The organism is Sphingomonas sp. AOB5 (assembly GCF_029433115.1).
Taxonomy (GTDB): domain Bacteria; phylum Pseudomonadota; class Alphaproteobacteria; order Sphingomonadales; family Sphingomonadaceae; genus Sphingomonas.
Map to the genome: position 1 here is coordinate 1 of NZ_JARNTV010000086.1, position 12,477 is coordinate 12,477.

A 12,477-nucleotide genomic window follows, 5' to 3' on the forward strand; every position below is an offset into this window, starting at 1 on the left:
CAGCGGCGCTTGGCCGGCGCGCGCGCGCTCACCCGCATGCCGACGGGATGGTAATCCTGCGCCGCCAGCCCGGGCACCACCGCGCCGACGATGCCGTTCACCCATGCCGGCGTCTCCGGTCCCGGCGGCAGATGCGGCACCAGATCGCTCGGCATTTCGTAGCGCAGGCAGGCGATCCGCGTTTCGGCATAGGCGCGGGCGAAGCTCCCATTCCCCGCCCGCGCCGCCGCGATCGTCATGGCGCTGACGGGAATGGCGTCCCACGCCCCCGTTGTCGCCGCGCGATACGCCGCCAGATTGGCCAGTGCCCCGCCCTTGGAATGACCGGTCAGGAACAGGTGCGGGCGGGCGCCCGCCGCGATCTGCATCGCGATCGCGGTCCGCACCCCCGGCGTGTCGTCGCCATCTTCCCACAGCCGCCGCATCGAATCGGCAAAGCCCAGATGCACGCCGCCGGGATAGGCCGGGTCCTGCACGCACAGCGACAGCCCGTCGTTCAGCCAGTCCAGCGCGACCGCCCAGCCATCCTCGGCACCCATATTGTTGAAGCTGCCAAGGAAGGGCGGCAGCGATCCGCGGAACGCCACGATCACGCCCTGCTTCACCCGGCCGACCAGCGCCAGATCGATCTCGCGATGCGTCACCGGCGTCTCGCGGCGGATCACCATCGGCGGCGCGATCCAGCCGACCGGGCGATGCGCCATGTCCATGTCCGGCCGGTAAGCCTGGGACGACGCATAGAGCAGGCGCCGTTTCATGCAGTCGTGCATCGCTCGAGTCCTTTCGTGCCGCCGATGCACCATTCCGCGTTAACCATCGCAATCCGGGGCATTCACGTTCGGGACATTTCCCTGTCCGGTCTTTCCCCGAGGGGTTGCTTGACATGTTGGAGATCGCTGGCGAAACCGCGCCCGCACTTTGGAAGAGCGCCGCATGAAGGAAATTGCCGCCCGCTGATCGACGGCCGGGAGCCTGAAGCTCCCGCGCGCCGTCGGGCACTCGCCATCCGCGCCCCGCGCGCGGAGGCATGGTCGCACCTTCAGCAAAGGCGTTTCCTCCGTGAATATCTCGAAATACGAACAGCGCGTGCTGCACGCGCTGGCGCAGGGCGGCCGCATCGCGCACCGCCGCAGCGAAGACGGCCGCATCGTCGCGGCAGATTGCTTCACCCGCGACGGGCATGTCCTGTCCGATTGCACGCTCGGCCTGTTCCGCCGGCTCAAGCGGCGGCGGCTGATCGCCAGCAACAGCGGCCAGCCCTATCGCATCACCCGGCTGGGGCTGGATGCGGTGCGGGCACAGCTCGATAACCGCTAGTTGCGCCGAGGGCTCCTTGGTGTAATATATCAATAATACACCAAGGAGCCCTCATGCTGTCCCTGTTCGTCTTGTCGCTGATCGCGTCAGATCCTGCGCTCGCCGCCGAAATCCATGCCGCCGATACCGCGCTGTTCGGCACCTATTTCGAGCAATGCGACCCGGCGAAGCTCGAAAAGATGGTCGCCCCGGACTTCGAGATGTTCCACGACAAGGGCGGCTTCGTGTTCAGGGACGGCGCCAGCTTCGTCGCCGACTATGCGAAGACCTGCGAGGCGAAGAAGGCCCCCGACGCGTGGCGCAGCCGCCGCGAACTGGTCGCCAGCACGATGAAGGTCGATCCCGTCCCCGGCTATGGCGCGATCGAGGAGGGCGACCACCTCTTCTACGAACGCAAGGGCGACGGCCCGGAAAAGCTCGTCGGCCGCGCCCATTTCGTCCAGGTCTGGCAGAAAACGCCCGAAGGCTGGAAGCTGGCCCGCGTGCTAAGCTATCGCCACGAAGCAGTGAATTAGCACCACGGCTCCCGCCGCCCACCCCATCGCCGCGCCAGCCCCTCGGCAACCAGCATTTCGCCCAGCGACTGCGCCCCGCGTCACGATGCGCAGCTTGCGGCCATAGCGATCGGTGTCGCGGTCCGCCGCCGCCAGCGTGATCGGCCCGGCATTGAGCAGGTCGCGCAGCCGCGCGGTCGCCGCATTGCCCAGCCGTTCCTCCTCGGCGCAGCGCGGCGGATGGGTCTCGGGCGCGTCGATATCGGCGATGCGGATCTTCTCGCCGTCTAGCCAAAAGGTGTCGCCATCGACCACGCAATCGATCCCGCCGCCCGAATGACACAGGCCAAACCGCGCGCGGATCGTATCAGGCGCGGCGACAGCCGCCATCGGCCCGGCCTGCGCAGCCCGCGGGGCAGGGCCGCCCGGCGCGCCGAGCCATAAGGAGAAGACCAGCCCGGCGAACACGCCGCCCAGCCCCATCAATCCGATCTCGCGCAGCGCGAATGGCCGCATCCCTCACCTCCCGCAAAGCGAAGGCGAATCTAGATCGGGCAGGGTAAGCGAATCGTATCCAGTCCGGTCCGCGGCGGAGGGATCGGGCACCCGATCGGTCGGTTTCGGAGCAGATCAGCCAGCCAGCAGCTGCCACCAGGCCAGCCCCGACAGCGCAGCCGCGATCGCGACGATCCGCAGTTGCAGCCAGCGGAAGCGCCAGCGTTTGCCCGGATCGCGATGCTTCAGCCGCACCCCGTCGCCCGGATGGCCCAGCCAAGCATGTGCAGGCCGGTATCCGGGGTTGTGCAACTTCGCTGGCCGTCTGGGTCGCCGCATCGCCATTCCTCGCATCCGCGAGGCTATGCGCGTTTCGTCACCAAATCCTTGCCGGCAAAGCGATTTTCGCGACCTGATCCGTTTCGGATGCGGTTCGATCCGAAGCGGATCATTCCCGCGATAGGCTCGCCTCATGAGCGAGTCCGAACTCCCCAGATTCGATTATGTCTGCGAACGCTGCGGCGGACAGTCGGTCACCCGCGACGCCTGGGCCGAATGGGATCGTGAGCAACAGAGCTGGGCGGTCAGCGAGATTTTCGACTTCGCCTTCTGCCACCAATGCCACCGCCAGACCCAGCTGGCGCTGCGCAAGCTCGATTAGGGTGCATCTTGCTGCAAAAAATCCTCCCCCGGAGGGGGAGGGGGACCGCGAAGCGGTGGAGGGGGCTTGCCCCAAGCGATATCGCCTGTGGCGCTCCCCCTCCGTCAGCCTGCGGCTGCCACCTCCCCCTCCGGGGGAGGATTGGTTGAATGGGCCGGTACCTGCCGGGTCCCGCCAAACCGCTTGAAATGTTGGATTTCGCCTGCTGGGGTCGATGCGCTGTCCGAACGGCGGCCGCTCTTTCACACTGTCGATCCCGGCCAGATCGCCGCTGGACCGTGCGCGCCGGAACACGCGGATCAGTGTGAAGTTCCAGACGAACCCGATTCCTAGTTCGCCGCCTCGCACAGCTTGCCGGTCCGCGTGCAAAAGGCCCGGCGCGTCTCGCCCTTGTAATCCATGCCGTCGAGCGCGCCCGCGGTCTCGATCATCACCGCCGGCGCCACCGCGCGCATCCGCTTCGCCGCGGGGGTCTCGTTGAACGCCACCAGCGCGCGCAGATCGTCGAGGCTCAGTCGCGTTGCATAGGCCTTGCCCATCGCCGTGGTCAGCCGGTCCATGCCCCGCGCCGCCACCGCATCGGCAGTTTCGCGGAACGCCGCCTTGTCGGCATCGGTCCATTCGGGATGCTCGGCCAGCATCTCCTCGCGCTCCTTGGCCGCCACCGCGGGCAACAGCGCGGCAAGGCTGCTCGCCTCGGCCAGCCTTTTGCCCAGCGCCTCGGCCTCGGGATCGGTCGCGCCGGTCAGCAGCAGGAGCGCGGCCAGCCAGCTCATCCCTCGACCCCCATCTGCCACAGGATGAAGGCCATCTCGTCGGCGGCTTCTTTCAGGCTCTCCCACCGGCCGGACTTGCCGCCATGCCCCGCGCCCATATTGGTCTTGAGCAGCAGCACATTGTCGTCGGTCTTGCTGGCGCGCAGCTTCGCCGCCCACTTCGCCGGCTCCCAATAGGTCACCCGCGGATCGTTCAGCCCGCCCGAGATATAAAGCGGCGGATAGGCCTGCGCGGTGACATTGTCATAGGGTGAGTAGGAGCGGATCAGCTCGAACGCCTTGGCGTCCTCGATCGGATTGCCCCATTCCGGCCACTCGCCCGGCGTCAGCGGCAGGCTGTCGTCCAGCATCGTGTTGAGCACGTCGACGAACGGCACGTCCGCCACCACCGCGCCCCATAGTTCGGGATCGGAATTGACCACCGCGCCCATCAGCTCGCCCCCGGCCGAGCGCCCCGCGATGGCGATGCCGCCTTCATGCGTATAGCCCTTGGCGATCAGCCCGCGCGCGACATCGACGAAATCGTTGAAGGTATTGGTCCGCTTCTCCAGCTTGCCGTCCAACTGCCATTGCTGGCCCAGATCGTCGCCGCCGCGGATATGGGCGATGGCAAAGGCCATGCCGCGGTCGAGGAACGACATGCGGCTGGTCGAGAAGCCCGGCGGGATCGCGATGCCGTAGGCGCCGTACGCGTAGAGATAGAGCTTGCCCGATCCGTCGCGCGGAAAGTCCTTCGGATAGACGATGGAGACCGGCACCTCGACCCCGTCGCGCGCCGCGATCTTCAGCCGCTCGGTGCGGTATTTCGATCCGTCATAGCCGCTCGGGATCGCCTGGACCTTCAGCGTGGTGAGGCCCCCGGTCGCCACGTTATAGTCGTAGACGGTGCCCGGCGTGACCATCGACTGATAGCTCAGCCGCAGCGTGTCGATGTCATATTCGGGATTGTCGCCGACGCCGGCGACATAGCTCGCCTCGGGGAAGTCGATCCGCGTCGGCGCGCTGCCGTCGTAGCGGTGCAGTTCGATCTGATCGAGCCCGTCCTCGCGACCCTCGACCACGAAGAAGTCAGCGAAGCAGGTCACGCCGGTCATGTAGAATTGCTTCGAAGCCCCGATCCGTTCCGACCAGACGCTTGGGTTTTCGATGCTCGCGGTCGCCAGCCGGAAGTTGGGATCGGTATCGTTGGTGTGGATGAACAGCGTGCCCTCATGCTCGTCCACATCATATTCGCGGCCCACCTTGCGCGGGCTCACGCACAGCAAAGGCGCGGCGGGATTGTCCGCAGGCAGCAGATAGACTTCGCTGGTGACGTGATCGCCGCTCGAGACGATCAGCCATTTGCGCGACTGGGTCTCGCCCACCCCCACGCGGAAGCCCTCGTCGCTCTCGAAATAGAGCTCGACATCCTGTTCGACCGGCTCGCCCAATTTATGCCAACGAATCCGGTCGGTTCGCCAATTATCGTTGACCAGCGCGTAGAGGAAACCCTTCGAATCCGCGGTCCATACCAGCTCGGAAAGCACCCCCGGAATCACGTCGGGCAGCAGCTCGCCGGTCTCCAGATCCTTGATCCGCACTTCGAACCGTTCGGAGCCGTTGTCGTCATAGGCATAGGCCAGCCAGCGCCCGTCATCGCTCGCGCTGAACGCGCCCAGGCTGAAATATTCCTTGCCCGCAGCCAGCTCCGGCTCGTTCAGGATCAGTTGGTCCTCACCCCCCGCAGCCGGCTTGCGCCACCAGCGGCGATATTCGCCGCCCATCTCGAAATCGGTCCAGTAGATCCAGTCGCCGTCGCGCTGCGGCACGGTCGATTCGTCTTCCTTGATCCGCCCGCGCATCTCGGTGAACAGCGCTTCGGCCAGCGGCTTGTGCGGCGCCATCACGCTTTCGAAATAGGCGTTCTCTTCCTCCAGATAGGCCAGCACGTCCTTATCGGTGACGGTCGGATAGCCCGGATCGCGCAGCCAGGCCCAGGGGTCCTGAACCTCGACATTGTGATGGCGGAAGCTGTGCGGACGGGTCGCCGCGACGGGGGGCTTGGGGTCGGTCATGCCCAATCCTTAAGCCACCGCCGCGCCATGTCGAGGGGCCAGCTAACCCACGGCGACTATTGTGAAATTACAGTAAGGGCAAATCCCCAATTGGTTAACGACGCGACCCTAGTAGTAACCGCCCCAAAGTCGGCCAGTCGAGCGGCATCAGGGAGAGGTTGCGTAGGCATAGCTTCACAATGGGTGAAGCGTAACGGGGATAGTGTGTGCGATTCATCTACATCGTCGATGACGACCGAATTTCCCGTGAGGTGATCCGGCTGACTCTGGATCGGGACAGCAATACGCTGGTCCGCACCTTCGAGAGCGGTCTCGATTTCATTCAGGAAGTGGACGAACTCGATCCGGGCGTGCTGCTGCTGGACCTTAACATGCCGACGCTCGGCGGCGCAGAGGTTCTCGCGGCGCTGAAGGCACGCGGCGACGAGAAGTTCGTGACCCTGCTCGTCAGCGCAACCAATTCGGTGCCGCTTACCGTGCAGGCAATGAAGCAGGGCGCGGTCGACCTGATCAGCAAGCCGGTCGAACACGACACGCTCGCCGACGCGCTGGTCCGGGCATTCGACCGGCTCGACGCCAACAACGCCACTGCCGCGGCGGCCCGCGACGCGCGCCAGCGCATCGCCCGCCTGTCGCCCCGCGAACTCGACGTGCTGCGCCATCTGTTCGACGGATGCGCGAACAAGGTGACCGCCCGCGCGCTGGGCATCGGCGCGCGTACCGTCGAAATCTATCGCGCGGCGATGATGCGCAAGCTGGGCGTCCACGATCTCGCCCATGCGGTGCGGCTGGCAATCGTCGCCGGCTGGGTCGCGGACGACAAGGACGACCGGGTAGCGGGCTAAACCCCCGTCAGGCTCTTCGCCACCGCCTCGGCAACCTTGATCCCGTCGACCGCGGCCGAAAGGATGCCCCCGGCATAGCCGGCACCCTCGCCCGCGGGGAACAGGCCGCGCGTGTTCAGGCTCTGGAAGTCCGGCCCGCGGGTGATGCGGATCGGGGAGGAGGTCCGCGTCTCGACGCCGGTCATCACCGCGTCGGGATGATCGTACCCCTTGATGTCCTTGCCGAACACGGTCAGCGCCTCGCGCATCGCCGTCACGGCGAACTCGGGGAGTATCCCGGCCAGATCGGTCATGGTCACGCCCGGCTTGTAGGACGGGATCACCTCGCCCAGTTCGGTCGAGGGCCGCCCGGCCATGAAGTCGCCGATCTTCTGCGCCGGCGCCTTGTAGTTCGATCCGCCCGCGACGAACGCTTTCTCTTCCAGCCGCCGCTGCAGGTCGATGCCCGCAAGCGGGTGCCCCGGATAGTCGCGCGCCGGATCGATCGCGACGACGAAGCCCGAATTGGCGTTGCGCTCGGCCCGCGAATATTGGCTCATCCCGTTGGTCGCGACGCGGCCTTCCTCGCTGGTCGCAGCCACCACCTGCCCGCCCGGGCACATGCAGAAGCTGTAGACCGTCCGCCCGTTCGCGCAGTGGTGCGAGATCGCATAGTCCGCCGCGCCCAGGATCGGATGCCCGGCATTGGGTCCGAACCGCGCCTCGTCGATCCATGCCTGGGGATGCTCGATCCTGACGCCGATCGAGAAGGGCTTGGGCTCGATATAAACGCCGCGGTCGAGCAGCATCTGGAACGTGTCGCGCGCGCTATGCCCCAGCGCGATGGCGATATGATCGCTCTCGATCACTTCCCCGGTCTGAATCCGAACGCCGGTCACGCGGCGTTCGCCGTTGGAATCGTCGATCAGCAGATCCTCGACCCGGTGCTGCCAGCGATATTCGCCGCCCAGCGCCTCGATCTGGTTGCGGATGCCCTCCACCATCTTCACCAGCCGGAACGTGCCGATATGCGGATGCGCCTCGGTCAAGATCTCCTCGGGCGCGCCCGCCTTTACGAATTCGATCAGCACCTTGCGATCGAGGTGCCGAGGGTCCTTGATCCGGCTGTAGAGCTTGCCGTCCGAAAAGGTCCCCGCCCCGCCCTCGCCGAACTGCACATTGCTTTCGGGATTGAGGACGCTGCGCCGCCACAGCCCCCAGGTATCCTTGGTCCGCTCGCGCACCACCTTGCCGCGGTCGAGGATGATCGGCTTGAGTCCCATCTGGGCAAGGATCAGTCCCACGAACAGCCCGCACGGCCCCGCACCCACCACGATAGGCCGGGTGCCCTGCCAATCCTTCTGCTTCGTCACGAAGCGATAGCCGGTGTCGGGGGTGCGCTGCACCTTCCGGTCGCGCTTGAACTTGGCCAGCACCGCGCCTTCGTCGCGCAAGGTCACGTCGACGGTATAGACCAGCTGGATGTCATACTTGTCGCGCGCGTCCCATCCGCGCCGCGCGACCGTATAGCGCACCAGATCCTTGGGCTTGATCCGCAACCGGTCGCGGATCGCGGCGGCCAGGATCTCCTCGGCATGGTTCAGCGGCAGTTTCAGTTCGGTAATGCGCAACATCGCAGGCGCTTTACGGCGGATCGGCGATGGCCGCTACACCGCTGGATACGGGCGAAGCTGTTCCAGATCGCTCGAATCTGCCACAGACTCGCCCATCACCGACTCCGCCACGGCGCGGCGCCGACAGACCCAACAGGTTCGAGTATTGCCCATGTCCACCTATGCAGACCGCCTCTCCGCCCTTCGCGAACAGCTCAAGCGCGACCGCCTAGACGGCTTCGTCGTGCCGCTCACCGACGAGCATATGTCCGAATATGTCGGCGAATATGCCCAGCGGCTCGCCTGGCTGACCGGCTTCCAGGGTTCGGCCGGTTCGGCCGTGGTGCTGTCCGAGGAAGCCGCGATCTTCACCGACGGGCGCTATACGCTGCAGGTGCGCCAGCAGGTCTCGGCCGATCAGTGGCAATATGTGCCCGTCCCCGCGGTCAGCGTCGAGGGCTGGCTGGGCGAGCATGCCCCGGACGGCGGGCGCATCGGCTATGATCCATGGCTGCACACCCGCGCCTGGGTCGAGGCCGCGCGCAAGGCGCTGGCGGAGAAGGGCGCCGAACTGGTCGCGGTGAACACCAACCCCGTCGACGCGGTATGGCCGGACCGGCCCGCCCCCTCGGACGCGGTCCTCAGCGTCCAGAGCGACGAGCATGCCGGCAAGTCCAGCGCCGCCAAGCGCGCCGAGATCGCCGATTGGCTGCACGAGCGCAAGGCCGACGCGGTCGTCCTCTCCGCGCTCGATTCGATCGCCTGGGCGTTCAACGTGCGCGGCGACGATGTCAGCCACACCCCGGTCGCCCTGTCCTATGCCATCGTCAATTCGGACGGCACCGCCGACCTGTTCGTCGCGCCCGAGAAGATGACCGATGCCGTGTCCCAGCATCTCGGCAACGCCATCCGCGTGCATGATCGCACCGCCTTCGCCCCGGCGCTCCAGAAGTTTCAGGGCAAGCGCGTCGCTGCGGACCCCGAGCGCGCGGTCGCCGCGATCTTCGATTCGCTCGATGCCGGCGGGGCGAAGATCCTGTCGCTGCGCGATCCGGTGGTGCTGGCCAAGGCGCTGAAGAACCCGGTCGAGATCGCCGGCCACCGCGCCGCACAGGCCCGCGACGGCGCCGCGCTCAGCCGCTTCCTGCGCTGGATGGAGATCGAGGCACCCAAGGGCGGCCTGAACGAGCTTTCCGCCGCCGACCGGCTCCACGCGTTCCGCGAGGAGACCGGCGTGCTCAAGGATCTGAGCTTCGACACGATTTCGGGCACCGGCCCCAATGGCGCGATCCCGCACTACAAGGTGACCGAGGAAAGCAGCCTGTCCATCGAACTCGGCCATCTCTATCTGGTCGATTCGGGCGGGCAGTATGCGGACGGCACCACCGACGTGACGCGCGTGATCCCCATCGGCGAGCCGACCCAGGAGATGCGCGACCGCTTCACCCGCGTGCTCAAGGGCCATATCGCCATCGCCACCGCGGCCTTCCCCGAAGGCACGGTTGGGGCCCAGCTCGACAGTTTCGCGCGGCGCCCGTTATGGGAAGTCGGCCTCGATTTCGCGCACGGCACCGGGCACGGCGTCGGATCCTATCTGTCGGTGCATGAAGGGCCGCAGCGAATCGCCCAGCCCTTCTATCCCGGCGGCGCCTCGCTCGAGCCGCTCAAGGCCGGCATGTTCCTCTCGAACGAGCCGGGCTTCTACAAGGCGGGCGAATTCGGCATCCGCATCGAGAATCTGGTGCTGGTGGTGCCGCTCGACATTGCGGGCGCCGAACAGAAGATGCTGGGCTTCGAAACGCTCACCTTCGTGCCGATCGAGCGCGATCTGGTCGACGCCACCTTGCTGACCTTCGAGGAACGCGCCTGGCTCAACGCCTATCACGCCCAGACGCTGGCGATTCTCGGACCGTTGCTGGAGGGCGAGGACAAGGCCTGGCTCGAAACGAAGTGCGCCGAAATCTAATCGCGCGACGGCTCTTCGCGCGGGGCGGGCGATTCGGCCTGCTCGCGCGCCTGGGCCTTGCGCCTGCGCAGATTGGCCCTCAGCGCCTCGGCCAGCCGGGCCTTCTTTTCGGCATCACTCATCGGAGAACGCGATAATAGGAGAAACAGCAGGTTGACAATCACTCATGCCCAAGCACATAGGCGCCTCCCGCACGGCACCCGCCGTCGAGTGCTGCCGTAGCTCAGTGGTAGAGCGCATCCTTGGTAAGGCTGAGGTCGTGAGTTCAATCCTCACCGGCAGCACCATTTTCTCCGAACACTCCGGCGAGCGTTGCCGCCGCCCCGCGGGCGTATAGCGATTCGAGTTGTTGCGTCACCGCGTCGACGAATGCGGGATCGCGGCCAAGGTTGCCGAACAGCGCCTCGATCGCCAGCAAGGGCCGCGGGCCCGGCCCTCCCTCGACAGCTTTCTCGCGCAGCAGCGCCGCTAGCGGATGGCAGACCTCCAACACCCGCCCCGCCTCGTCCTCACCCCGCACCCGCCGCAACCATGCCGCGACGGCCAGCGCCAGCAGCGGGATCGGCGCGCCGCTTGCCAGCCGGTCGCGGACCGGATCGAGCAGATAGTTGAGCGGCGCATCGGCATTGATCCTGTCGAGCGTGTCGCGGATCCGCGGATTGGCGAAGCGCTCGACCAGCATCGCCTTGTACGCGGGCAGGTCCACGCCCGGCACCGGCCTGAGCGTCGGTCCGGTCTCGCGGTCCATCAGCGCGACCATATAGGCCCGCAACCGGGGATCGCGCATCGCCTCGTCGACGTGAACATAGCCGATCAGCTTGCCCAGCCCGGCAATGGCGAGGTGGCTGGCGTTGAGCAGCCGGAGCTTCATGAACTCATAGGGCGCGACGTCCGCCACGAACTGCGCCCCCACATCCTCCCATCGCGGGCGCCCATCGGCGAAATCATCCTCGATCACCCATTGGCTGAACCGCTCGCACACTACCGGCCACGCATCGGCGATGCCGTGGCGCGCGGCGAGATCGGCAACGTCCGCAGGCCGGGTGACCGGGGTGATCCGGTCGACCATCGTCCCGGGGAAGCACCCCTCCGTGGCGATCCATGCCGCCAGTGCTGGATCGACCCGCTCGGCCAGATCGAGCACCGCGGCGCGCAGCACCCGGCCATTATGCTCGATATTGTCGCAACTGAGCGCGGTGAACGGCCGCCGCCATGCCGCCCGGCGACGGCGCAGCCCTTCGACGATGATCCCCGGCACACTTCGCGGCCGCCGCGGATCGGCAAGGTCATGCTCGACCAGCGGATGCATCCGATCCAGCTGCTTGGTCGCGCGATCGATGCAATAGCCATGCTCGGTCACCGTCATGCTGACGATGCGGATGCCCGGCGCATCGATCGCATCGAGCAGCGCGGCGCTCGACTCCCCGGCATCGACGAGTCCCGCCAGCGACCCGATCACCGACACGCGCTCGCCCGCCGCATCGCGCTCGACCAGCGTGTAGAGCAAGTCCTGCGGCGCCAGCGCATCGTGCATCGCCCCGTCGCCGGGCAACAGGCCCGCGCCGACAATACCCCAGCGCAGCGCAGCGGGATCGAGCGCCATCAACTCGCTGGTGTAGCGCGCCATATGCGCGCGGTGGAAACCGCCCAGCCCCAGATGGACGATGCCCGCCGTCACCCGCGCGGGATCGTAGCCCGGCGCGGCAACGCCCGGCGGAAGCATGGACAGGGTGGCGCGACTGAGGGGAACCGGGTTCATCGCCCGGCACTTCTAGCGCTTCGCGATATTCCGCACAGCGCGCGATCCGCGCAGCAAAGCGATGCTGCGGCTCAGTCCTCGCGCTGCTCGGGCGAGGGCTGGTGCGTGATGCGCAGCTTGCTGCGGCCATAAAGCCAGTTGATCACCGCCCAATCGCGCATCCGGATGCGCTGGCGCTCCTTGCGGCGCGCCTCCTGCGCGCTGCGCCTGCGGCGGTTGAGCAGCCCCGTCGCGACCGGAATCGCCACGATGAGCGCCAACACTCCAAAAGCCGCATAAAGCATGTCGTCGAATCCCCCCGGATTTTTGTGCAGTTGCGAACATGCACCAATATGCCGGGCCGCACTATGGTTTTTGAATGGCGACTCCCGGAAATTGATGAAGCCGCAGGTTGAATCCCGCGCGGCTTTCTCCGATCAGGCGCTCAACATCAGGGAGGAACCCCATGAAGACTCGCGCCGCCGTCGCATTCGAAGCCAAGAAGCCGCTGGAGATCGTCGAACTCGACCTTGAGGGTC

The 12,477-nt window shown here is 66.5% G+C and carries 14 protein-coding genes and 1 tRNA gene; 6 read left to right on the forward strand and 9 right to left on the reverse strand.

Annotated features, from left to right (window positions below; translation table 11 throughout):
• The coding region (locus P1X14_RS20360; protein WP_277317253.1) for a lipase family protein at positions 1-758 on the reverse strand (758 nt) is incomplete at its 3' end.
• 301 nt (positions 759-1,059) lie between these two features.
• On the opposite strand from P1X14_RS20360, the gene P1X14_RS20365 reads away from it, so the two are divergent.
• Both P1X14_RS20365 and P1X14_RS20370 read left to right on the forward strand, forming a co-directional pair.
• Positions 1,060-1,317: a YjhX family toxin gene (locus tag P1X14_RS20365; RefSeq protein ID WP_277317254.1), complete on the forward strand. Its 258-nt coding sequence runs from the start codon at positions 1,060-1,062 to the stop codon at positions 1,315-1,317.
• Positions 1,318-1,370: 53 nt separating this feature from the next.
• Positions 1,371-1,832, forward strand: a complete 462-nt coding sequence (locus tag P1X14_RS20370) for a nuclear transport factor 2 family protein (protein WP_277317255.1) — start codon at positions 1,371-1,373, stop codon at positions 1,830-1,832.
• Here P1X14_RS20370 and P1X14_RS20375 read toward each other — a convergent pair.
• Entirely contained in the window at positions 1,803-2,327 is a 525-nt protein-coding gene (locus P1X14_RS20375; RefSeq protein ID WP_346770465.1) for a thermonuclease family protein, read from the reverse strand. The two genes, P1X14_RS20370 and P1X14_RS20375, sit on opposite strands and share 30 nt — an antisense overlap.
• A 114-nt stretch (positions 2,328-2,441) precedes the next feature.
• On the reverse strand, positions 2,442-2,645 hold the full coding sequence (locus P1X14_RS20380) for a hypothetical protein (RefSeq protein ID WP_277317256.1): 204 nt from the start codon (positions 2,643-2,645) through the stop codon (positions 2,442-2,444).
• A 133-nt stretch (positions 2,646-2,778) separates the two neighbouring features.
• Here P1X14_RS20380 and P1X14_RS20385 point away from each other — a divergent pair, with 133 nt between their 5' ends.
• Positions 2,779-2,967 carry a hypothetical protein gene (locus P1X14_RS20385; RefSeq protein ID WP_277317257.1) on the forward strand — a complete coding sequence of 63 codons (189 nt, stop codon included), beginning with the start codon at positions 2,779-2,781 and terminating at the stop codon, positions 2,965-2,967.
• A gap of 329 nt (positions 2,968-3,296) precedes the next feature.
• Here the strand turns inward: P1X14_RS20385 and P1X14_RS20390 are convergent, their stop codons facing one another.
• Together P1X14_RS20390 and P1X14_RS20395 are read right to left on the reverse strand one after the other, a co-directional pair.
• Positions 3,297-3,743: a DUF2059 domain-containing protein gene (locus P1X14_RS20390; RefSeq protein ID WP_277317258.1), complete on the reverse strand. Its 447-nt coding sequence runs from the start codon at positions 3,741-3,743 to the stop codon at positions 3,297-3,299.
• Positions 3,740-5,797 carry a S9 family peptidase gene (locus P1X14_RS20395; RefSeq protein ID WP_277317259.1) on the reverse strand — a complete coding sequence of 686 codons (2,058 nt, stop codon included), beginning with the start codon at positions 5,795-5,797 and terminating at the stop codon, positions 3,740-3,742. Before P1X14_RS20395 ends, P1X14_RS20390 begins: the two co-directional genes overlap by 4 nt.
• 206 nt (positions 5,798-6,003) lie before the next feature.
• On the opposite strand from P1X14_RS20395, the gene P1X14_RS20400 reads away from it, so the two are divergent.
• Positions 6,004-6,642: a response regulator gene (locus P1X14_RS20400; RefSeq protein ID WP_277317260.1), complete on the forward strand. Its 639-nt coding sequence runs from the start codon at positions 6,004-6,006 to the stop codon at positions 6,640-6,642.
• On the opposite strand, the gene P1X14_RS20405 is transcribed toward P1X14_RS20400, so the two are convergent.
• Positions 6,639-8,255 (reverse strand): NAD(P)/FAD-dependent oxidoreductase, encoded by a 1,617-nt coding sequence (locus tag P1X14_RS20405; RefSeq protein ID WP_277317261.1) that lies wholly within the window; start codon positions 8,253-8,255, stop codon positions 6,639-6,641. The genes P1X14_RS20400 and P1X14_RS20405 overlap by 4 nt on opposite strands.
• A gap of 151 nt (positions 8,256-8,406) precedes the next feature.
• Here P1X14_RS20405 and P1X14_RS20410 point away from each other — a divergent pair, with 151 nt between their 5' ends.
• Entirely contained in the window at positions 8,407-10,200 is a 1,794-nt protein-coding gene (locus P1X14_RS20410; RefSeq protein WP_277317262.1) for an aminopeptidase P family protein, read from the forward strand.
• Here P1X14_RS20410 and P1X14_RS20415 read toward each other — a convergent pair.
• The gene (locus P1X14_RS20415) at positions 10,197-10,322 is read right to left on the reverse strand and encodes a hypothetical protein (protein WP_277317263.1); all 126 of its coding nucleotides are present in this window, start codon (positions 10,320-10,322) and stop codon (positions 10,197-10,199) included. The two genes, P1X14_RS20410 and P1X14_RS20415, sit on opposite strands and share 4 nt — an antisense overlap.
• Positions 10,323-10,412: 90 nt before the next feature.
• Here P1X14_RS20415 and P1X14_RS20420 point away from each other — a divergent pair.
• Positions 10,413-10,487 (forward strand) — tRNA-Thr (locus P1X14_RS20420).
• On the opposite strand, the gene P1X14_RS20425 is transcribed toward P1X14_RS20420, so the two are convergent.
• Both P1X14_RS20425 and P1X14_RS20430 read right to left on the reverse strand, forming a co-directional pair.
• The gene (locus P1X14_RS20425; RefSeq protein ID WP_277317264.1) at positions 10,466-11,959 is read right to left on the reverse strand and encodes a mannitol dehydrogenase family protein; all 1,494 of its coding nucleotides are present in this window, start codon (positions 11,957-11,959) and stop codon (positions 10,466-10,468) included. The two genes, P1X14_RS20420 and P1X14_RS20425, sit on opposite strands and share 22 nt — an antisense overlap.
• 71 nt (positions 11,960-12,030) lie before the next feature.
• Positions 12,031-12,222: a hypothetical protein gene (locus tag P1X14_RS20430; protein ID WP_277317265.1), complete on the reverse strand. Its 192-nt coding sequence runs from the start codon at positions 12,220-12,222 to the stop codon at positions 12,031-12,033.
• Positions 12,223-12,477: the final 255 nt, after the last annotated feature.

What these genes read in the sequence shown, in the direction of transcription:
- P1X14_RS20410 (WP_277317262.1), top strand. Translation starts at nt 8,407, where the DNA reads ATGTCCACCTATGCAGACCGCCTCTCCGCCCTTCGCGAACAGCTCAAG.
- P1X14_RS20395 (WP_277317259.1), bottom strand. Translation starts at nt 5,797, where the DNA reads ATGACCGACCCCAAGCCCCCCGTCGCGGCGACCCGTCCGCACAGCTTC.
- P1X14_RS20390 (WP_277317258.1), bottom strand. Translation starts at nt 3,743, where the DNA reads ATGAGCTGGCTGGCCGCGCTCCTGCTGCTGACCGGCGCGACCGATCCC.
- P1X14_RS20380 (WP_277317256.1), bottom strand. Translation starts at nt 2,645, where the DNA reads ATGCGGCGACCCAGACGGCCAGCGAAGTTGCACAACCCCGGATACCGG.
- P1X14_RS20425 (WP_277317264.1), bottom strand. Translation starts at nt 11,959, where the DNA reads ATGAACCCGGTTCCCCTCAGTCGCGCCACCCTGTCCATGCTTCCGCCG.
- P1X14_RS20405 (WP_277317261.1), bottom strand. Translation starts at nt 8,255, where the DNA reads ATGTTGCGCATTACCGAACTGAAACTGCCGCTGAACCATGCCGAGGAG.
- P1X14_RS20370 (WP_277317255.1), top strand. Translation starts at nt 1,371, where the DNA reads ATGCTGTCCCTGTTCGTCTTGTCGCTGATCGCGTCAGATCCTGCGCTC.
- P1X14_RS20375 (WP_346770465.1), bottom strand. Translation starts at nt 2,327, where the DNA reads ATGCGGCCATTCGCGCTGCGCGAGATCGGATTGATGGGGCTGGGCGGC.
- P1X14_RS20415 (WP_277317263.1), bottom strand. Translation starts at nt 10,322, where the DNA reads ATGAGTGATGCCGAAAAGAAGGCCCGGCTGGCCGAGGCGCTGAGGGCC.
- P1X14_RS20385 (WP_277317257.1), top strand. Translation starts at nt 2,779, where the DNA reads ATGAGCGAGTCCGAACTCCCCAGATTCGATTATGTCTGCGAACGCTGC.